Source organism: Sphingomonas sp. Ag1, from assembly GCF_000980895.1.
Classification (GTDB): Bacteria; Pseudomonadota; Alphaproteobacteria; order Sphingomonadales; family Sphingomonadaceae; genus Sphingomonas; species Sphingomonas panaciterrae.
Genome location: NZ_LAZX01000090.1, coordinates 100449 through 119134 on the forward strand (window position 1 = coordinate 100449; position 18686 = coordinate 119134).

An 18686-nucleotide genomic window follows, 5' to 3' on the forward strand; every position below is an offset into this window, starting at 1 on the left:
AGCGGGGCATTGTCGCGGCGCAATATGAAATCGGTGCTGCGGGATCGGATGAAAGCGCGCGGGCGCAAAGGCCCATGGCGTCACAGGTCCGGCAATGTCTGCTCGGCCACCCCCCATCCGGCGAGCGCACGGCTGCCCGCGCGTTCGATCAGTTCAGCCGCGTCCGTGACATGCCAGCGCGCGGCGCTGTCAATGTCGCGCAATTCGGTCCAGGAAACCGGCGCTGCAACGGGGGCGCCGGCACGTGCACGCGCCGCATAGGGCATGATCGCCGTGGCGCCCCGCTGGTTCCTCAGCCAGTCGATGAAGATCCGGCCCTTGCGTTTAGCCTTGCTCATCGTCGCGACAAAGCGGTCCGGCTCGGCCTGCGCCAGCGCACGGGCGAAGCGATCGGCAAAGCTCTTCACCGCCGGCCATTCGGCATCGGGGGTGAGCGGCACGACGACATGCACCCCCTTGCCCCCGGACAGCATCGGGAAGCTGGTGAGGCCAAGCTCGGCGAGCTGGTTTTTCAGATGCTCGGCCGCCTTCTTGGTGTCGCCAAAATCGAGGCCCTCGTCGGGGTCGAGGTCGAACACCAGCCGGTCGGGCTGCTCCAGATGGTCGACCGTCGATCCCCAGCCGTGGAATTCGATCGTGCCCATCTGCACGCAGGCGACCAGCCCGTCGGCATCGTCGACCCAGAGGTAATTTTCGGTCGATCCGTCCTTCTCCGTGATCGGCACCTGATGGACGTGATCGCCGAACGATCCCGCGTCATGCTTCTGGAAGAAGCATTTTCGGGCGCGTCCCTGCGGGCATCGAACGAGGCTGATCGGCCGCCGACCGGCCCAGGGCAGCATGATTCCGGCCACCTCAGCATAATAATCGGCCAGATCGCCCTTGGTGACTTTCGATTCGGGAAAGATCAGCCGGTCCCGGCTGCTGACCTTGATGCTGGTCGCCGGAACGTCGGTGGGGGCGGCGGCGGGCGGGGCCTGCGGCTGTTCGATCACCACGTCCTTGGCATCCTTGTCACCGCGCAGCCCGAGGAAGCTCGGGTGGCGCAGCAGCTTGTCCGGCGTGGTTTCGGTGAAGGCGATTTCGGCGACCAGCTTGGGCGTCACCCAATGCGCGCTCTTCACCGCGGCGCGGCCAAGATTCTTGGGCACCTCGACGGTCGGCGTCTTGCGCTCCAGCTTTGCGAGCTTCTCGCTCAGCTCGATCATCAGGTCGTTGGAGAACCCCGTGCCGACCTTGCCCGCATAGCGCAGCTTGCCGTCCTCATGTACGCCGAGCAGCAGCGAGCGGAAGCCGCGCGCCTTGTCGGACGTGGTCCAGCCGACGATCACGAATTCCTGCCGCCGCGTGCACTTGACCTTCACCCACGCCTTGGTGCGCTGCCCGCGATAGGGCGCGTCGGCCTGTTTGGAGACGATCCCCTCCAGCCCCTCGGCGCACATCGTCTCGAACAGTTTTTCACCCGATCCCATGACATGTTCGCTGAACTGCAGCCGGTCGGAGGCGGTGATGATCGGCCGCAGCCGTTCCTTGCGCTGGAGATTGGTGAGCGGGCGCAGATCCTCGCCATCCAGTTCGATGAGGTCGAAGGCGAAGAAGGTCATGTCGCCGCCGGAGGAGATCGCGTTCTTCAGCGTGGAGAAGTCGGGCCGCCCGTCCTTGAAGGCGACGATCTCGCCGTCCAGCAGCGCGCTGTCGACCGGCAGCGCCGCCGCGGCGTCAGCAATCGCCTGGAACTTGTCGGTCCAGTCCAGCCCGTTGCGGGTATAGACCTTTGCGGTGCCGCCGCCGACCGCGATCACCGCGCGATAGCCGTCGTATTTCACCTCATGCATCCACGCAGACCCGTCGGGCACGCTGTCCACCAGCGTGCACAATTGCGGCGGGGAGAATGCCGGCGGTGCGCCTTTCGCCTTGCCTTTGCTCGTGCTGCGCCCGCGTGACGCAGGCGCCTTCTTCTTCGCTCGGGCCTTTTCGACCTTCTTCGGTTTCTTACCCTCGGCGATCTCCTGCATCGTGCGGTCGGTGGTGACGCTGGTCAGCGCGGTTTCAACCAACGTGTCGGTGCCGCCGGCATAGCCATCGTCGATCTTGCGCAGCAGCCAGTTCTCGCGCTTTTCCTTGCCCCTGGGCTTCAGCCGGATCAGCAGCCATTCGCCCTTCATCCGCTCGCCATCGAGCACGAAATGAAGGTGGCCTTTCTCGAGGTCCTCGGGCGACTTGCCCTTGATCACCGACCAGGTGCCGCGATCCCACAGCATCACCGTGCCGCCGCCATATTCGCCCTTGGGGATCGTGCCCTCAAAGGTTGCATAGCTGAGCGGGTGATCCTCGGTCCTGACCGCCAGCCTTTTCTCGTTGGGATCAAGGCTCGGCCCGCGCGTCACCGCCCAGCTCTTCAGCACGCCGTCGAGCTCGAGCCGGAAATCCCAATGCAGCCGCGTCGCATCATGCTTCTGCACGATGAAGCTGTTGCCATTGCCCGGCGCCAACGTGCCGGCGGGCTCGGCCGTCTTCGCGAAATCGCGCTTGGCATTGTAGAGGGCGAGGGGATCGCTGCTCATGGCGTGACCCCCATCGGCGGCATGAGGATGAGGTCAGGCACGTTTGCGCGCCGCCGGCTTGCTGGCCGTCTTCTTCGCCGGCGTGGTGCGCGACGCGGCCTTCGCAGCGGGCTTCTTGGCGGGCGTGCTCTTGGTCGCCGCGCCAGCACCGCCGGATTTTTCCATCGATTTCTTCAGCGCGGCCATCAGGTCGACGACGTTGGAGGCGGACCGCCCGCCACCGTCATCCTTCTCCTCGATGATCTTGCGATTGCCCTTCTGCTTGCGCTTGCGCTCGATCAGGTCCCTCAGCGCATCGACATAGCGATCGTGGAACTCCTGCGGGTCGAAGGCGGCGCTCTTCTTTTCGATCAGCGCCTCGGCCAGTTCGAGCAGTTCCTCGTCCGGCTTGGCATCGGGAATGTCGCGGAAATAGCCCTGCGCCCGGTTCACCTCATCGGCATAGCGCAAGGTTTCCAGCACCATGCCGCGGCCGCACGGCTTCAGGCTGACGACATATTCACGCCCGCGCATCGCCAGCTGCCCCAGCCCGACCTTCTTGGTCCGCCGCAACGCCTCGCGCAGCACGATGAACGCTTCCTCCGCCAGGTCGTCCGCCGGCACGACGAAATAGGGCTTCTCATAATACAGGACGTCGATGTCGCTCGCGTCGACGAATTGCGTCAGTTCCAGCGTCTTCTTCGATTCCAGCTTCACCGAATCGATCTCGTCCTGATCGAGCAGGACATATTCGCCCTTGTCGATCTGATAGCCCTTCATGATGTCGTCGGCATCGACCGGCCCGACACCCTCGGCCACCTTTTCATATTTGATCGGCTTGCCGGTCGGCTCATGGATCTGGCGAAAGCTGACGCTCGCGCCCGATTTGACGGCCGAATAGATTTCCACCGGGATGGAGACGAGCGCGAGGCGTATCTGCCCTTGCCAATATGCCCGTGCCGCCATGATCGTCCGCCTTCATCGTTGCGAGGCCGATTCAATTCGTGGCGCGGGGAGTCGTTCCGCCGCATCGCCGGTGCTATGGCAGCCAGCATGTCCACCGATCCCTTCGGCCTGTTCGACGCCTGGTTTGCCGAGGCGCAGGAAAGCGAACCCAATGATCCCAACGCGATGGCGCTGGCGACTGCGGATGCCAGCGGGCGGCCCGCCGCGCGCATGGTGCTGCTGAAGGGGCACGGCCCCGACGGTTTCGTGTTCTACACCAATCGCGAGAGCCGCAAGGCACACGACCTGAAGGAAAATATGCAGGCTGCGCTGCTGTTTCACTGGAAGTCGCTGCGCCGCCAGATCCGGATCGAGGGCGTGGTGGAACGGGTGAGCGACGCCGAAAGCGACGCCTATTTCGCCTCGCGCGGGCGCGACTCGCAGCTGGGTGCCTGGGCGTCCGAACAATCCCGTCCGCTGGCCGCCCGCTCGATCTTCGAGGGGCGGTTCGAGGCAATGCAATTCCGTTTCGAGGGTAGCGACGTGCCGCGCCCGCCGCATTGGGGCGGGTATCGCGTGGTGCCCGATCGTATCGAGTTCTGGCAGGATCGCGCGCATCGCCTACATGAGCGTCGATTGTTCACGCGTGAAGAAGCGGGGTGGACGGAAGGCTTGCTCTACCCATGACCAACGACGAACGCCGCCGGATCATCCCGCTTGCGATGCGCGCCGCCCTGGCGAGCGTCGCGACGGCAGCGTTCCTGCTGGCGCTGAAGGGTTTTGCCGCGTGGCACACCGGATCGGTCGCGATGCTCGGCTCGCTGGCCGACACTGCGCTCGACCTGCTGGCGAGCCTCGTCACCCTCTACGGGGTCAAGGTGGCGGCGGAGCCGGCGGACCACGATCACCGCTTCGGCCATGGCAAGGCGGAGGCACTGGCGGCATTGTTCCAGGTGGTGCTGATCACTGCCTCGGCGATCGGCATCGCATGGCGCGCGATCGAGCGGCTGACCAATCCGCAGGTCAATCAGGACGCGACGCTGGGCATCGGCGTGTCGGTGGCGGCGATCGTCGCGACCTTTGCGCTGCTCGCCTATCAACGCAGCGTCATCCGGCGCACCGGATCGGTCGCGATCCTCGCCGACAATGTCCATTACCAGTCGGACGTCCTGCTCAACGTGGCGGTGATCGCGGCGCTGGTGCTCGATCAGTTCGCCAGCGTGCCCGGCGCCGATCCGATCTTCGGCATCGCCATCGCGATGTGGCTCGCATGGGGCGCGTTCAAGGCGTCGAGCCAGGCGATCGACATGCTGATGGACAAGGAATGGCCGGAAGATCAGCGCGCCGCCTTTATCGAGGTTGCCGCGCGCCAACCCGGCATCCGCGGCATCCATGATTTCCGCACCCGGCGGGCCGGCGCGCATGATTTCGCGCAATTCCACATGGAGGTGGATCGCACGCTGACCGTCGCCGCCGCGCACGACATCGTGGAGAATGTCGAACGCCGGCTGCGCGACGTGTTTCCGCGCGTGGAGGTGCTGATCCATCTCGATCCGGAGGGGCATGTCGATACCGACAATCCACTGGTCGAGGCGGACGTGACGCCGCATTGGTTCGGCAAGCGTATCTGAACCTCGCCGCTGATCCGGCGTTCGCAGCCGCACCGGCGGCATCCCGGCCGCTTCACGAAAGGACATTATGAGGATCCCGTTCGCGCAGATCGACGCCTTCGCCGACGCGCCGTTCGTCGGCAATCCCGCCGCCGTGCTGCCGCTTTCGGCCTGGCCCGACGACACGTTGCTTCAGGCGATCGCGTCGGAGAACAACCTGTCCGAAACGGCCTTCATCGTGCCAGCGCCGGCGAACGATGCGGCGGATTTTGAACTGCGCTGGTTTACGCCGGCCGCCGAGGTGGCGCTATGTGGGCATGCGACGCTGGCCAGCGGGCATTTCGTCCTGTCCTCCGACACCACGATCGATCGCGTGCGCTTCGCCACCCGGCAGGCCGGGATGCTGGAGGTCGCGCGGCGCGGCGCGGGTTATGAGATGGCGCTGCCCGCGTGGCGGCCCAAGCCAAAGCCGCTGGGCGCGATCGTCGCCGCACTGGGCGTCGAGGCGGTGGAGACGCTGTGGCATGACAAGGGCTATGCGTTGGTGATCGTCGCCGATGAGGCAGCGGTGCGCGCCGCCGCGCCCGATGGTCGCGCGATCAAGGCTTTGGGGCCGATCGTCCATATCGTCGCCGCGCACGGTGAGAGCGCGGATATCGTCAGCCGCGTCTTCACCGACTTCTACGACATTCCCGAGGATCCGGTGACCGGCTCCGCCCATGCGGTGATGGCGCCTTACTGGGCCGATGTGCTTGGCCGCGACACCTTCAGCGCGTTTCAGGCGAGCGCGCGTGGTGGCCGGATCGGCTGCCGGGTTGCTGGGGACCGCATCCTGCTGACCGGCGAGTGCGTCACCGTGATCGAGGGGACGTATCTGCTGCCCTGATCGGTGGCAGCGCCTGTCGTCAGGCCGCCAGCGCGGCGGCCTCGGTGCTCGCGATCCAGCCGCCGCCGAGCACCCGGTCGCCATCATACAGCACCGCCGCCTGGCCCGGCGCGACGCCATATTCGGGCGCGTCGAACAGCAGCATGTCGCCATCGAGGCGCGCCGGCACCGGCTTGGCCATCGATCGCACCTTGGCGGTCAGCGGGCCGTCCAGAGGTCCGAGGATGTTGAGATCGGCGAGCCGCGCGGCGGCCACCGCCAGCGCCGCGCGCGGGCCGACGACGACGCGCCGCGCCTCGGGCTCCAGCCGGATGACGTACAGCGGCTCGGGCTGGCCGCCGATGTCGAGGCCGCGCCGCTGGCCGACGGTGTAATGGATGATCCCCTCGTGCCGGCCGAGCGCGCGTCCTTCGAGGTCGACGATCTCGCCGCCGTCCACTGCTGCGGGGCGCAGTTTCTTGACCAGCCCGGCGTAGTCACCGTCGGGGACGAAGCAGATATCCTGGCTGTCGGGCTTGCTCGCGACGCCCAGCCCCATCTCGGCAGCGATCGCGCGCACCTGGTCCTTGGGCATGCCGCCCAGCGGGAAGCGCAGGAAATCGAGCTGCCGGCGCGTGGTGGCGAACAGGAAATAGCTCTGGTCGCGCGCGGGATCGATCGCGCGGTGCAGCTCGGCGCCCTCGCTGCCCATCACCCGGCGGACATAATGGCCGGTGGCGAGGCAGTCCGCGCCCAGATCACGCGCCAACGCGAACAGGTCGGTGAATTTGGGTCCCATGTTGCACTGGACGCAAGGGATGGGCGTGCGGCCGGCGAGATATTCGTCGGCAAAGCGGTCGACCACCCGGCTGCGGAAGCTGCTTTCGTGGTCGAACACATAATGCGCGATGCCTAGGCTGTCGCACACCGCGCGCGCATCACGAATGTCGCGCCCGGCGCAGCAGGCGCCGGGGCGGGCGGTCGCCTCGCCATGGTCGTACAATTGCAGCGTCACGCCGATCGTCTCCGCCCCGCTCGCCTTGGCCAGCGCGGCGACGACGGAGCTGTCCACCCCGCCCGACATGGCAACGACGATGCGGCGGCCGGCGGCGGCGCCGTCCAGCTGGAAATCACCGATATCAGTCACGTGCGCGCCATAGCACATCCGAATTGGATGGTGAACGCGCACCAGGATGGTGGCATCCTTTACGGACCCTTCATCTGCGGCGCGTAGCAGGGGTGTCCCGTAGGACGCATGAGGAGCCAGGCGTAGCGTGGACCTGAGTTTTGCCCTGTTCGACCGCCGCGCACCGCTGGTCGAGCTCCCCAGCGACCTGGCGGTATTGCTGGTGGAGATGACGGCGCGGCAGGCGGCGTCGCCCACCGCGACCATCTACGCCCGTTCGGCGCGGGTGCGGCTCGATTCGCCGCTTTTCGCGCCGGTGGACGGTGCGTTCAACGGTCCCGTGGCCAAAGCAATGATGCAATGGAAGGACGATTGAACATCCTGTTTACCGATCGGTGGCTAGAGTACACCGGTTCGCGTTCGTCACGCTGTGCAATGTCAGGTGGAAAGGGGGCCTCGCGGTCCCCACAACCGAGGTTGAGTCATGATTGAGAACCAGAAGATCCGTCCCGCCCGGGTCATCGGCCCGCTCGGCGAGCCATTGACCCTCGAAACGCTGCCGCCGCCGACCACCACCCGCTGGGTCGTGCGTCGCAAGGCGGAGGTCGTCGCGGCGGTGAACGGCGGTCTGCTGACGGTTGACGAGGTGTGCAATCGCTACGGCCTGACGGTGGAGGAATTCGCCAGCTGGCAGCGTGCGATCGACCGGTCGGGCATGCCCGGGCTGCGCGTCACGCGCATCCAGCACTACAAATCGCTCTATGAGCGCCAGCAGAACTTCTGAACTGAGTTACGTGATCGGAACAAAGTTTGGCTGTCAAGAGTATTTTCCCCAGCCCGGCCGTTCGGGCCGTTAACGCAGGGGAGTTAGTTATGGGTATCATTCTCTGGTTGATCGTCGGCGGTGTGATCGGCTGGCTCGCCAGCATCATCATGCGGACCGATGCACAGCAGGGCATCTTCCTGAATATCGTCGTCGGCATCGTTGGCGCGTTCATCGGTGGTCTGATCATTTCGGGTGGTTCGATCAACAATTCGCCGCTGACGCTGACGTCGTTCCTGGTGTCGCTGCTGGGTGCGGTTGTCCTGCTGGCGATCGTCAACCTCGTCCGTCGTGGCAGCGTGCGTTAAGCCCGCGCTACCAGGACCATGACAAAAGGGCCGCCCGATCACTCGGGCGGCCCTTTTCTTGGCCGGTACTTTCCGGCCCTTGGGAAAGCCTGATGCCGCCCCGCGCCGCTGCGGGGCGGCATTTGCTCATTTCAGCAGGAAACGCACCGCGATGGTGACGCTGACTTCGGTCTCGCCCGGCAGCATCTCGGTCTGCGCATCCGCCTTGGCCGCGCGGGCGTAGAGGACCGGCGGGCGGGGTTGATCGCCGCGATTTTCGCCCTGCTCGTTGATCGACACGATCCGGTCGACGCGAAGCCCGGCAGCCTGCGCATAGAGCTGCGCGCGGGCCTGTGCCTGTCGCACCGCATTCACCCGCGCCTCGTCGAGCGCCGCCGCCGGCTTGTCGATCGACAATTGCGGCCCGTCGATCTGGTTGGCGCCCGCCTTCACCAGGGCATCGAGAACCCGCCCGCTCTTGGCGATGTCGCGAAACTTCACCGACACCGTGTTGGTCGCCTGATAGCCGGTGATCACCGGCGGCTGGTTCTCGCCATAGCGATATTGCGGCGACAGGCCGATGCTGGCGGTCGCGATGTCGCGCTCGGCAATTCCCGCGGCGCGGAGCGCGGCGATGACGCGCGCCATCTGGCTGGCATTCTGCGCCGACGCCTCGCTCGCGGTCGCCGCCTGCGTCACGACGCCCGCGCGCAGCGTCGCAACGTCCGGTACGCGGGTAATGTCGCCAGTCGCGACGACGTCGAGCAGCGTCCCGTCCGGCAGCACCGGCCCGCCCACCACATTCTGGGCCAGGGCGGGGGTGGCGGCGGTGGCCAGCATCAGCGAAGCGAAAAGAATGCGCATGAATGTTTAACTCCGGACAATCGGTTGGTCGTTCCTGGACAACGCTTCGACAACGCAAGCTGAACGAGGCTGGCTTGTGGTGGAGCACCCAATCTGCCATGGCGCCAATCGGGGCAAGCCGGTACTTGAGGCCGGTGACTTATTCATATAATACACTGCCGGCAAGGTAGCGAACGGCCGTCTGACGTCGCCGGAGCGGGATGTAGGGTGCATGAATCACGATACCGGTAGTGTGAGTGGCGAGACCGTGTTGATCGAAGGTCCGACGGATGATGGTCGCCGGCGTCGCCGGCTCATCATCGTGGCTGTGGTGGCGGTACTGGCGATCGTGGCCGCGGCGATGTTGCTGACGCGCTCGGGCGATCCTGCGCCTTCGGCCTCCTCCGCCGCCGATCAGGCGCCGCGCGTCACGGTCATCGTGCCGGGCCGTGCATCGGTCGATCGCGCGGTCACTGCCACCGGCACGCTGGCCGCGCGCCGCGAGATGCCGGTCGGTGTCGCTGGCGAAGGCGGCATGGTGACCGCCGTTCTGGTCGAACCGGGCCAGTGGGTGCGCGCCGGCCAGGTGCTCGCCACGGTGGACCGGTCGGTGCAGACGCAAACCGCCGCCAGCCTCGCCGCGCAGGTCAACGTGGCCAAGGCCGATCTGACGCTCGCCCAGGCGGAGCTTGATCGCGCCGAGCAGCTCGTCGGCCGCGGGTTCATCAGCCAGGCCGACGTCCAGCGCCGCATCGCCACCCGCGATGCCGCCGCCGCGCGGCTCAAGGTTGCCAACGCCGCCGCTTCCGAACAGCGCGCGCGCAACAATCGCCTCGATATCCGGGCACCCGCCGCCGGCCTCGTGCTGACGCGCCAAGTCGAGCCGGGGCAGATCATCAGCTCCGCCTCGGGCACGCTGTTCCGCATGGCCAAGGGGGGCGAGATGGAAATGCGCGCGCAGCTCGCCGAGGACGATCTCGTCAAGCTGCGCCCGGGCGCACGCGTCAGCGTGACCCCGGTGGGCAGCGAGACGAAGTTCGATGGCGAGGTGTGGCAGGTGTCGCCGGTCATCGACCCGCAGACGCGCCAGGGCATCGCCCGCGTTGCGCTTCGCTATGATCCCGCGCTTCGCCCCGGCGGTTTCGCCTCCGCCACGATCGTCGGCGGCACCGCCAGCGTGCCTGAGCTTCCGCAATCGGCGGTTCTTAGCGACGAGAAGGGCAATTACGTCTATATCGCCGACAAGAACAATGTGGTGCAGCGCCGCGACGTGCGGCTGGGCACGGTGAACGACGATTCGGTTGCGATTGCATCAGGTCTCGACGGCACGGAAAAGGTGGTCGTCTCGGCAGGTGCGTTCCTGAACCCGGGGCAGAAGATCGCGCCGGTGCTCGGCAAGCCCGGAGTGTGACGGCATGAGTTTCCGCAATATCTCGGCCTGGTCGATCCGAAACCCGGTTCCGGTCATCGTCCTGTTCGTGATCCTGACGGTCGCCGGCATCGTCAGCTTCATCCGGATGGACATCAACCGCGAACCGGACATCGATTTCCCCGCGGTCGCGGTGGAAATCACGCAGCCGGGCGCCGCGCCGAGCGAGCTGGAAACGCAGGTCACGCAGCGGATCGAGGCCGCGGTGCGGACGATCGAGGGCGTGGACGAAATCCAGTCCTTTGTCTCCGAAGGCAATTCGACGACGATGATCCAGCTGGACATCGGCACGCCGGTCGACCGCGCGGTGAACGAAGTGCGCGATGCCGTTACGCAGATCCGCTCCAACCTGCCCGAAGGCATCCTGGAGCCGCAGATCAGCCGTGTGAAGATCAACGACAATGATCTGGGCAGCTATTCGGCGATCGGCACCGACATGACGATCGAGCAGCTGAGCTGGTACATCGACAATACGGTGACCAAGGAGCTGCTCGGCGTCGAGGGCATGGGCTCGGTCGAACGTAACGGCGGCGTCGATCGTGAGATCCGCGTGATCCTCGATCCGGCGAAGCTTGCCGCCTACGGCCTCACCGCCACCCAGATCAACCAGCAGCTGCGGCAGGTGAACCTGAACGCCGCCGGCGGCCGTGCGGAGATCGCCGGCGCCGAACAGTCGGTGCGCGTGCTGGGTAATGCGCGCGACGCCTATGAACTGGGCCAGACGCAGATCATCGCCGGCAACGGCCGCACGATCAAGCTGAGCGCGGTGGCGACGGTGCGCGACCTTTATGCCGAGCAGCGATCCGCCGCCGGCGTCGACGGTCGACCGGTCATCACCTTCGATTTCAAGCGGGCCAAGGGCTATTCGGAAGTCAGCGTCTTCAAGGAGGCGCAGAAGAAGCTCGCCGAGCTGGAGAAGCGCAATCCGCAGGTGAAATTCCAGCTGCGGATCGACGGCTCCAAATATGCGATCGAGCAATATGAGAGCGCGATCCACGCGATGATCGAGGGCGCGGTGCTCGCCGTGTTCATCGTGTTCCTGTTCCTGCGTGACAAGCGCGCGACGTTCATATCGGCGCTCGCCATCCCGCTCTCCGCGATCCCCGCCTTCTGGTTCATGGACCTGATGGGGTTCACGCTGAACCAGATGACGCTGCTCGCGCTCAGCCTCGTTGCGGGCGTGCTGGTCGACGATGCGATCGTGGAGATCGAGAACATCGTTCGTCACATGCGCATGGGTAAATCCGCCTATCAGGCGTCGATCGACGCGGCGGACGAGATCGGCCTGGCCGTGCTCGCCACCACCATGTCGATCGTCGCGGTGTTCCTGCCGGTCGGCCTGATGCCGGGCGTGTCGGGGCAGTTCTTCAAGAACTTCGGCCTCACCGTCGTCGTCGCGGTGCTGATGAGCCTTGCGGTCGCGCGCATGATCACGCCGATGATCGCGGCCTATTTCCTGAAGTCCGCCGGCCCCGAAGCGCATGGCGAGGGGCGGATGATGGACATCTATATGAACGTCCTTCGCTGGACGCTCGATCCCGGCAAGTCGATGGCGATCCGCGCGCGCGGCGGGTTCAGCCGCGTGACCGGCTATTTCCGCGATCACCGCGTCTGGACGATCGGCATCGGCGTGCTCGCCTTCCTGCTGACCATTGTCGGTTTCGCCAGCCTGCCGATGCAGTTCCAGCCGTCGATCGACCAGGAACGCTCGACTGTCACGATCACCATGCCGCCCGGCTCCACGCTGGCGCAGACGCAGCAGGTCGTCGACAAGGTCTATGACCTGCTGCGTCAGCAGCCAGAGGCGGAGACGATCTACACCCGCGCCTTCGTCGGCACTGGCCGCGTCACCGTGCAGTTCAAGGACAAGCCGAGCCTCAACGAACGGATCGGCGCGCTGTTCGGCGGCGACCTCAGCCATCGGCGCGAAAAGACCTCGACCGAGTTCGAACGCCAGCTTGCGCCGGAACTCGCCAAGATCCCGGATGCGCGCGTCAACTTCCAGTCGCAGTTCGGCTGGGGCGACAACAACCGCGACGTGTCGGTGACGCTCGGCAGCGACGATCCGGTGCTGCTGCGCGAAACCGCCGACAAGATCGTGCGCGAAATGGCGAAGATCCCCGGCTTCCTTGCGCCGCGCATTGCGGGCGATCTCAACCGGCCGGAAATCGTCATCAAGCCGCGGCTCGACCTCGCGGCGGACCTTGGCGTCACGACCAGTGCACTGTCCAACGCGATCCGCATCGCGACACTGGGCGACATCGACCAGAACAGCGCGCGCTTCTCGCTCAACGACCGGCAGATCCCGATCCGGGTGGCGCTGGATCAGTCGTCGCGCACGCGCATGGCGACGATCCGCAACCTGCCGGTGCCGACGCAGAACGGCGGATCGGTGCCGCTGTCGGTGGTCGCGGAGATCGGCTTTGGCTCCGGCCCGACCAAGATCAACCGCCTCAATCAGCAGCGACAGCTGACGATTGGCGCCGATCTGGCCCCGGGGCTGGTGCTGTCCAACGCGATGCAGCAGGTCAACGCGCTGCCGATCATGAAGAACCTGCCGCTCGGCGTGCAGAAGATGAGCGTCGGCCAGGCCAAGTGGCAGATGGAGATGCTGATCAACTTCGTGATCGCGGTGATCGCGGGGGTGTTCCTCGTCTTCTCGGTGCTGGTGCTGCTGTATCGCCGGCTGCTGCCGCCGCTGGTCAATATGGGCTCGCTGCTGCTCGCGCCGCTGGGCGGCGTCATCGCGCTGATCATCACCGGCAACCCGTTGTCGATGCCGGTGTTCATCGGGCTCCTGATGCTGCTCGGCATCGTGGCGAAGAACTCGATCCTCCTGATCGATTTCGCGCTGGAGGAAATGCACGCCGGCGTGCCGATTTATGACGCGGTGGTCGACGCCGGGCACAAACGCGCGCAGCCGATCGTAATGACCACGGTGGCGATGGTCGCGGGCATGGTGCCGACCGCGCTGGCGCTCACCGGCGACGGGGCATGGCGCGCGCCGATGGGCATTGTCGTGATCGGCGGCCTCATCGTCTCGACGTTGCTGACGCTGCTGATCGTGCCGGCTGCCTTCAGCCTGTCGATCGGGATCGAACGCCGCATTGGCCCATGGCTCGGTCGCAAGCTGCTGACCTATCGTCCCGGCGACGATGGTTCGACGGTGATCGACCACCAGGGCCCCAGCGGCGTCCTGCCCGCCCCGCACGGCCGCATCGGCTTCCGCGACGGCGACGTTCCGGCCGAATGACCCCATCATAAGCGTCAACTTCGAGAAAGAAGGCTTGAACAATCCCCCGCTTGGGGGATTGATCGGGACATGATGCCGGTCGCGCTCAGGCGCCCCTTGCGAATGTCTGCACCCCCGGGGCTGGTCCGCATGCGCGTGATCGCCACCGGGATGCTGGTCGTGATGGCGGCGACGTTCTTCGTCGCTGGCCGGTTGCAGGACAGCGCGCCCGCCTGGGGGTTTGTCCGCGCCTTTGCCGAGGCGGCGATGGTCGGCGGGCTTGCCGACTGGTTCGCGGTGACTGCGCTCTTCCGCCATCCGCTTGGCCTGCCGATCCCGCACACCGCGATCATCCCGCGCAACAAGGATCGGATCGGCGACCAGCTCGCCGTCTTCCTTCGTGACTATTTCCTCATTCCCGTCGTCGTCGCCCGCCGCATGCGACGCATGGACGTGGCAGGCGTCGCCGCGCGCTGGCTGGCGAACCCGTCGTCCGGCAGCAAGCGCGTGACGCGCGGCGCGTCGCGCCTGGTGGTGGAGGCGCTGCAAGCGCTCGATCAGGAGCGGCTTGGCGGGATGGTGCGCGGCGCCATGGTGGAGCAGATCCGGCGGATCGATCTGGCGCCCCTCATCGGCCGCGCGCTGGAAGCCGCCATGGCCGAAAACCGGCACCAGCCGATCATCGACGGCATTGTGCGCTGGGCGGCCCGGGTGCTCGATTCGAACCAGCAGGTCGTCCGCAACATGGTGCACGAGCGGGCCGGTTCCATCCTGCGCTGGACCGGGCTGGACGAAACCATCGCCAACAAGATCATCGACGGCCTCGACAAGATGCTGGTCGACATGGCGGAGCAGCCCGACCATCCCCTTCGCGCAAAGGTCGAGGAAGGTCTGGCGACGCTTGCCCGCGATCTTCAGCACAAGCCCGAGATGCGCGAGCGGGTCGAGGCACTGAAGCTGGCGCTGCTGGAAAATCCGGCCATGCAGAACTGGATCAACGGCCTGTGGGAACAGGCACGCCAGGCGATGCTCCGCGCCGCGCGCGATCCCGAACGGCTGCTGTCCGGGGGGATGGGGGACATGCTGCGGCAGTTGGGCGAGACGTTGGAGCGCGACGTACGCCTGCGCCGTACGCTGAACCGCTATGTGCGCCGCGTCGCGGTTGGCACGGCCGCCGATTATGGCGACGTTATCGTCGGCCTCGTGTCCGAGACGGTTCGCGGCTGGGACGCGCAGACGATTACCCAGCGGCTGGAACATGCGGTAGGCAAGGACCTTCAGTTCATCCGCATCAACGGCACGCTGGTGGGCGGCATGGTCGGCCTGCTGATCCATACGGTCGACGTGGCGCTCTGAGCAGGAGCAGGCGAGCGATAGAAGTTCCGGAGATGGCGTGATCGCCGTGCGGCCATGCCGCTGTGCCAGCGTCCATGCAACAAGCCGCCGCTCCGTACGTTCATCTTGCCGAGGTGCGGGGTTTCCCGCAAAGGGTGGGAATGCGCGCACTGGCCGACTTCAGCGACGATAGCGGAGCGATGCGCTTCACTGGCGATCTGGTGCTGGCTCGCCTTGGTGATCTCCCGACGCGGCTGGATGATTACAGCGGCTCGGTATCGGTGATCGACCTGTCCGACGTGTCGAGGATCGATACGATCGGTGCATGGGTCATCCACCGCTTCGCGCAGCGTACCGGTGCCAACATCGAGGGGCTGCGCCAAGAACAGCGTGCCCTCTTCGATCAGGTGGTCAATGCCGATCAGCCTGTTCCGACGCGGCAGCAGCATGTCAGCTCCTTCAACCGCGTTCTCGGCGAAGTGGGCGAGGCGACCGTCACCGCGGGACGCACGTTGGTCGGCTTGCTTGGCTTCATGGGCGCGACGCTGGCGGCCCTGGCGTCGGTCATCCGCCATCCGCATCGCTTCCGCTTCAATGCGACGGTGCAGCGTTTCGAGGTGGTCGGGGTGTCGGCGCTCGGCATCATCGGCCTGATGAGCTTCCTGATCGGCATCGTCATTGCGCAGCAGGGCGCGGTGCAGTTGCGGCAATTCGGTGCCGAGGTGCTGACGATCAACCTGATCGGGCGGATCACCTTGCGCGAGTTGGGTGTGCTGATGACCGCGATCATGGTTGCCGGGCGCTCGGGGTCGGCCTTTGCCGCGCAGATCGGTACGATGAAGTTGACCGAGGAAGTCGACGCGATGCGGACGATCGGCGTGTCCCCGATGGAGGCGCTGGTGGTGCCGCGAACGATCGCGGCGGTGGTGATGATGCCACTCCTTGGCTTCTACGCCTCGCTCGTCGCGATCATTGGCGGTGGCCTGCTTTGCTGGTGGCAGCTTGATATCCCGCCGGTGACCTTTGTCGCACGACTGCGTGAAGTGGTGCCGATCACCGACCTCTACGTCGGCCTGGTCAAGGCACCCGTTTTTGGCGCGATCATCGCCATCGCTGGCTGTTTCCAGGGGATGCAGGTGAAGGGTGATGCGGAGCAGGTCGGCATGCGCACGACCGCAGCGGTCGTCCAGGCAATCTTCCTCGTCATTGTTCTCGACGCCTTCTTTGCGGTCTTCTTCGAGCGGATCGGCTGGATTTGATGGCAGAGCCGGAAAACATCATCGAAGTTCGTGGCCTGAAGAATGCCTTCGGCGACCAGGTCGTGCACGAGAATCTCGATCTGGATGTGCGTCAGGGCGAGATCCTGGGGGTCGTCGGTGGATCGGGCACAGGCAAATCCGTGCTGATGCGATCGATCATCGGCTTGCAGCAGCCGATCGCAGGCGAGGTGACGGTGTTCGGCGAACCCACGCTCGGCCGTGCGGAGACCGATGCGCTTGAGATTCGCAAACGGTGGGGGGTGCTGTTCCAAGGGGGGGCGCTGTTCTCGACGTTGACCGTGGCCGAGAACGTCCAGGTGCCGTTGCGCGAATTCTATCCGTCGCTCAGCCTGTCGCTGCTCGACGAGATCGCATCCTATAAGGTGATCATGACCGGCCTGCCCAATGATGCGGGCCCGAAGTTTCCGGCTGAATTGTCAGGCGGCATGAGGAAGCGCGCCGGACTTGCCCGTGCGCTGGCGATGGACCCCGAATTGCTGTTCCTCGACGAGCCGACGGCGGGGCTCGATCCGATCGGCGCGGCGGCGTTCGACGAACTGACCAAATCTTTGCAGCGCACGCTGGGACTGACCGTCTTCCTGATCACGCATGACCTCGACACGTTGTATGCCATCTGTGACCGGGTGGCGGTGCTCGCCGACAAGCGTGTGATTGCGGTCGGCACGATCGACGAACTGCTGGCACTCGATCATCCGTGGATCCAGGAGTATTTTCGCGGGCCGCGCGGCCGGGCGGCAGTCGCAACACAAGAGGCGCAACGGGAAAGGTCGGAACGATCGACCGCCGGTGCAGCAGCAGATTCAGGGGCTGATTGATGGAAACCCGTTCCAACCACGTCCTGGTCGGCGCCGTCGTGCTGATCCTGCTTGCCGTGCTGGCGCTGTTCACCGTGTGGATCGCGCGTCTGGGCGGCACCAAGCAGAAGGAGTATGACATCTTCTTCAAGCAATCGGTCGACGGGCTCGCCCGCGGATCGCAGGTGACCTATTCGGGCGTGCCGTCTGGGCAGGTGAAGTCGATCCAATTGTGGCGCAATGATCCGCAGTTCGTACGCGTGCGGATCGAGGTGAGCCAGGATACGCCGATTCTGCAGGGTACCGCCGCCACCATCCAGGGCAGCTTCACGGGCACGAGCACGATCAGCCTGGATGGTGCGCGCAAGGGTGCCCCGCCGATCGTCTGTCCGGAGCGCGATCCCGGCAGCGTATGTCCCTATGGCGTGCCGGTCATTCCGACGCGCACCGGCGGTCTTGGCGCGATCCTGAATTCCGCGCCGCAGCTGCTCGAACGACTGTCGACCCTAACCGAGCGGCTGTCCGGGCTGCTGACGGACCGTAATCAGGCGTCAATCGCCGGCATCCTTGAGAATACCAACCGCTTGACGGACGCCTTGGCTGATCGCGGACCGGAGATCGCCGCAACGCTGGCGCAGACGCGTATCGCGGTGGCCCAGGCCGGCACGGCAGCGGAGCAGATCGGCAACCTGGCGGCCACGACGAACGGCATTTTGGCCGAGGACGTGAAGCCGACGCTGGCCAATCTGAACGAGACGATCCGCTCCGCGCGGCAGAGCACCGAAACGCTGAACTCCGCGATCCAGGATGCGCGACCCGGCCTGCAAACCTTCTCCAAGCAGACCATTCCGGAGGTCAACCAGCTGGTTCTGGATCTGCGGCAGATGTCGGCGGCGCTCGCATCGGTCGCGGAAAAGGTCGATCAACAGGGGGCAGCGGCCTTGGTTGGCCCGCGAAAGCTGCCGGACTACAAGGGCAAGTGAGGACGCACATGAAGAAGCTTCTGATCGGTCTTGCTGCCCTGCCGCTCGCCGGATGCATCAGCTTTGGCGAAAAGCCGCCCAAGGCACTTCTTACCCTGTCCTCGACGGAACAGGTCCCCGTCGGGCGTGAGCAATCGTCGGCGGGCGCCCGCACGGTGACCATCCAGGTGCCAGTCGTGCCGCAGGAACTGGCGACCAACCGCATTCCGGTGCAGTCGAACCTGACCGACGTGGCCTATGTCAGGGATGCGCAGTGGGTCGAGTTGCCGGCGCGGCAGTTCGCGCGCGTGGTGTCCGACACCGTTGCTGCGCGGACCGGCCGCGTCGTCCTGTCGGGGGCGCAGGCGATGGGAAGTCCGGGCGCCCGGTTGTCGGGCGAATTGCGGACCTTCGGCGTCGATGCGGGCGCTTCCGCCGCGGTCGTGACCTTCGACGCGGCACTCGTCCGTGACGAGGGCGGCGCGCTGGAAAAGCAGCGCTTCGAAGTGCGCGTCCCGGTGGCCGCGATTGAAGCGGCACCGGTTGCGGTCGCGCTCAATCAGGCGGCCAATCAGGTGGCGGTGCAGGTCGCCGACTGGGTCGGACGCTAAA

17 protein-coding genes are annotated in these 18686 nt (G+C 65.8%); 13 read left to right on the top strand and 4 right to left on the bottom strand.

Features of this window, described 5'->3' with window-relative positions; genetic code table 11:
* Positions 1-80 precede the first annotated feature (80 nt).
* Positions 81-2564 (bottom strand): DNA ligase D, encoded by a 2484-nt coding sequence (gene ligD, locus XM50_RS09410; protein ID WP_046409077.1) that lies wholly within the window; start codon positions 2562-2564, stop codon positions 81-83.
* Between the two features lie 33 nt (positions 2565-2597).
* The gene (gene ku / locus XM50_RS09415) at positions 2598-3509 is read right to left on the bottom strand and encodes a non-homologous end joining protein Ku (RefSeq protein WP_046409078.1); all 912 of its coding nucleotides are present in this window, start codon (positions 3507-3509) and stop codon (positions 2598-2600) included.
* An 87-nt stretch (positions 3510-3596) separates the two neighbouring features.
* Here ku and pdxH point away from each other — a divergent pair, with 87 nt between their 5' ends.
* From pdxH to XM50_RS09430, 3 genes are all read left to right on the top strand, one after another.
* Positions 3597-4175, top strand: a complete 579-nt coding sequence (pdxH, locus tag XM50_RS09420) for a pyridoxamine 5'-phosphate oxidase (RefSeq protein WP_046409144.1) — start codon at positions 3597-3599, stop codon at positions 4173-4175.
* Positions 4172-5119, top strand: a complete 948-nt coding sequence (locus tag XM50_RS09425; protein WP_046409079.1) for a cation diffusion facilitator family transporter — start codon at positions 4172-4174, stop codon at positions 5117-5119. Before pdxH ends, XM50_RS09425 begins: the two co-directional genes overlap by 4 nt.
* A gap of 67 nt (positions 5120-5186) precedes the next feature.
* Entirely contained in the window at positions 5187-5984 is a 798-nt protein-coding gene (locus XM50_RS09430) for a PhzF family phenazine biosynthesis protein (RefSeq protein ID WP_046409080.1), read from the top strand.
* A gap of 19 nt (positions 5985-6003) precedes the next feature.
* Here XM50_RS09430 and mnmA read toward each other — a convergent pair whose 3' ends face one another.
* A complete protein-coding gene (mnmA, locus tag XM50_RS09435) occupies positions 6004-7128 on the bottom strand; it encodes a tRNA 2-thiouridine(34) synthase MnmA (RefSeq protein ID WP_046409081.1) in 1125 nt (374 codons plus the stop codon).
* Between the two features lie 109 nt (positions 7129-7237).
* Here mnmA and XM50_RS09440 point away from each other — a divergent pair, with 109 nt between their 5' ends.
* From XM50_RS09440 to XM50_RS09450, 3 genes are all read left to right on the top strand, one after another.
* Positions 7238-7465: a hypothetical protein gene (locus tag XM50_RS09440; protein WP_046409082.1), complete on the top strand. Its 228-nt coding sequence runs from the start codon at positions 7238-7240 to the stop codon at positions 7463-7465.
* 108 nt (positions 7466-7573) lie between these two features.
* Positions 7574-7873: a CtrA inhibitor SciP gene (sciP, locus tag XM50_RS09445; RefSeq protein ID WP_046409083.1), complete on the top strand. Its 300-nt coding sequence runs from the start codon at positions 7574-7576 to the stop codon at positions 7871-7873.
* Between the two features lie 89 nt (positions 7874-7962).
* Positions 7963-8220, top strand: a complete 258-nt coding sequence (locus tag XM50_RS09450; RefSeq protein ID WP_046409084.1) for a GlsB/YeaQ/YmgE family stress response membrane protein — start codon at positions 7963-7965, stop codon at positions 8218-8220.
* 126 nt (positions 8221-8346) lie between these two features.
* Here the strand turns inward: XM50_RS09450 and XM50_RS09455 are convergent, their stop codons facing one another.
* A complete protein-coding gene (locus tag XM50_RS09455; RefSeq protein ID WP_046409085.1) occupies positions 8347-9063 on the bottom strand; it encodes an SIMPL domain-containing protein in 717 nt (238 codons plus the stop codon).
* A 211-nt stretch (positions 9064-9274) separates the two neighbouring features.
* Between XM50_RS09455 and XM50_RS09460 the strand changes: the two genes are divergently transcribed.
* From XM50_RS09460 to XM50_RS09490, 7 genes are all read left to right on the top strand, one after another.
* Positions 9275-10453, top strand: coding sequence for an efflux RND transporter periplasmic adaptor subunit (locus tag XM50_RS09460; RefSeq protein ID WP_046409086.1), 1179 nt, complete (start codon positions 9275-9277; stop codon positions 10451-10453).
* Positions 10454-10457: 4 nt separating this feature from the next.
* On the top strand, positions 10458-13724 hold the full coding sequence (locus XM50_RS09465; RefSeq protein ID WP_046409087.1) for an efflux RND transporter permease subunit: 3267 nt from the start codon (positions 10458-10460) through the stop codon (positions 13722-13724).
* Positions 13725-13826: 102 nt separating this feature from the next.
* On the top strand, positions 13827-15059 hold the full coding sequence (locus XM50_RS09470; RefSeq protein ID WP_231621920.1) for a DUF445 domain-containing protein: 1233 nt from the start codon (positions 13827-13829) through the stop codon (positions 15057-15059).
* 140 nt (positions 15060-15199) lie between these two features.
* Positions 15200-16297, top strand: coding sequence for an ABC transporter permease (locus tag XM50_RS09475; protein WP_046409088.1), 1098 nt, complete (start codon positions 15200-15202; stop codon positions 16295-16297).
* On the top strand, positions 16297-17133 hold the full coding sequence (locus XM50_RS09480; RefSeq protein WP_046409089.1) for an ABC transporter ATP-binding protein: 837 nt from the start codon (positions 16297-16299) through the stop codon (positions 17131-17133). The genes XM50_RS09475 and XM50_RS09480 overlap by 1 nt, the downstream gene beginning before the upstream one ends.
* Entirely contained in the window at positions 17133-18095 is a 963-nt protein-coding gene (locus XM50_RS09485; RefSeq protein WP_046409090.1) for an MlaD family protein, read from the top strand. Before XM50_RS09480 ends, XM50_RS09485 begins: the two co-directional genes overlap by 1 nt.
* Positions 18096-18103: 8 nt before the next feature.
* Positions 18104-18685, top strand: coding sequence for an ABC-type transport auxiliary lipoprotein family protein (locus XM50_RS09490; RefSeq protein ID WP_046409091.1), 582 nt, complete (start codon positions 18104-18106; stop codon positions 18683-18685).
* Position 18686: the final 1 nt, after the last annotated feature.

What these genes read in the sequence shown, in the direction of transcription:
- ligD (WP_046409077.1), bottom strand. Translation starts at nt 2,564, where the DNA reads ATGAGCAGCGATCCCCTCGCCCTCTACAATGCCAAGCGCGATTTCGCG.
- ku (WP_046409078.1), bottom strand. Translation starts at nt 3,509, where the DNA reads ATGGCGGCACGGGCATATTGGCAAGGGCAGATACGCCTCGCGCTCGTC.
- pdxH (WP_046409144.1), top strand. Translation starts at nt 3,597, where the DNA reads ATGTCCACCGATCCCTTCGGCCTGTTCGACGCCTGGTTTGCCGAGGCG.
- XM50_RS09425 (WP_046409079.1), top strand. Translation starts at nt 4,172, where the DNA reads ATGACCAACGACGAACGCCGCCGGATCATCCCGCTTGCGATGCGCGCC.
- XM50_RS09430 (WP_046409080.1), top strand. Translation starts at nt 5,187, where the DNA reads ATGAGGATCCCGTTCGCGCAGATCGACGCCTTCGCCGACGCGCCGTTC.
- mnmA (WP_046409081.1), bottom strand. Translation starts at nt 7,128, where the DNA reads ATGTGCTATGGCGCGCACGTGACTGATATCGGTGATTTCCAGCTGGAC.
- sciP (WP_046409083.1), top strand. Translation starts at nt 7,574, where the DNA reads ATGATTGAGAACCAGAAGATCCGTCCCGCCCGGGTCATCGGCCCGCTC.
- XM50_RS09450 (WP_046409084.1), top strand. Translation starts at nt 7,963, where the DNA reads ATGGGTATCATTCTCTGGTTGATCGTCGGCGGTGTGATCGGCTGGCTC.
- XM50_RS09455 (WP_046409085.1), bottom strand. Translation starts at nt 9,063, where the DNA reads ATGCGCATTCTTTTCGCTTCGCTGATGCTGGCCACCGCCGCCACCCCC.
- XM50_RS09460 (WP_046409086.1), top strand. Translation starts at nt 9,275, where the DNA reads ATGAATCACGATACCGGTAGTGTGAGTGGCGAGACCGTGTTGATCGAA.
- XM50_RS09465 (WP_046409087.1), top strand. Translation starts at nt 10,458, where the DNA reads ATGAGTTTCCGCAATATCTCGGCCTGGTCGATCCGAAACCCGGTTCCG.
- XM50_RS09470 (WP_231621920.1), top strand. Translation starts at nt 13,827, where the DNA reads ATGTCTGCACCCCCGGGGCTGGTCCGCATGCGCGTGATCGCCACCGGG.
- XM50_RS09475 (WP_046409088.1), top strand. Translation starts at nt 15,200, where the DNA reads ATGCGCGCACTGGCCGACTTCAGCGACGATAGCGGAGCGATGCGCTTC.
- XM50_RS09480 (WP_046409089.1), top strand. Translation starts at nt 16,297, where the DNA reads ATGGCAGAGCCGGAAAACATCATCGAAGTTCGTGGCCTGAAGAATGCC.
- XM50_RS09485 (WP_046409090.1), top strand. Translation starts at nt 17,133, where the DNA reads ATGGAAACCCGTTCCAACCACGTCCTGGTCGGCGCCGTCGTGCTGATC.
- XM50_RS09490 (WP_046409091.1), top strand. Translation starts at nt 18,104, where the DNA reads ATGAAGAAGCTTCTGATCGGTCTTGCTGCCCTGCCGCTCGCCGGATGC.